This is a genomic window from Paraburkholderia sp. JHI2823, from assembly GCF_038900695.1.
GTDB classification, from domain to species: domain Bacteria; phylum Pseudomonadota; class Gammaproteobacteria; order Burkholderiales; family Burkholderiaceae; genus Paraburkholderia; species Paraburkholderia mimosarum.
The window spans coordinates 1-504 of sequence record NZ_JAYMRY010000213.1 but is presented as its reverse complement, the minus strand read 5'-3'; the positions used below and the strand labels follow the sequence as shown (position 1 = coordinate 504).

The 504-nt window shown below is 62.9% G+C and carries 1 protein-coding gene; it reads left to right on the top strand.

What is annotated here, in order from left to right:
• Positions 1-504: transposase (locus VSR34_RS38350; protein ID WP_342965227.1), on the top strand; the 504-nt coding region annotated here is incomplete at both ends.

Genomic DNA, 504 nt, shown 5'->3' with positions numbered 1-504 from the left:
CTGGCGACGGCCAAATGGAAGGTGGCGCTGCACGACGGGCGACGCGAAAAGCCAGCCGTGCACACGGTCGGACAACCGCAGGCTGCGGCGCGCCTGCAGGCGGTGCTGGACCTGATCGAGGCGCACAAGCAAAAGTGGTTATTGCCCGCAGACGTACGGATTGTCGTGATCTATGAGGCCGGGCAGGACGCATTCTGGATCTGTCGCGCGCTACAAGCCCGACACATCGACTGCTACGTTGTCGATCCGGCCAGCATTCCGGTCGAGCGCCACAAGCGGCGCGTGAAGACCGACCGGCTTGATGCCATCAAGCTGGTGATCAATCTGCGCGCGTGGCTGCGTGGCGAGCGCGACCGCATGCATGTGGTTCACATGCCATCGCCGCAGGACGAAGCGTCACGGCACCTGATACGCGATCGCGGGCAACTGCAGAAGGAAGTGCTGCAGCATCGCGACCGTATGCGCAAACTGCTGATTACGCTCGGTTGCTGGGATGAGGTGGAT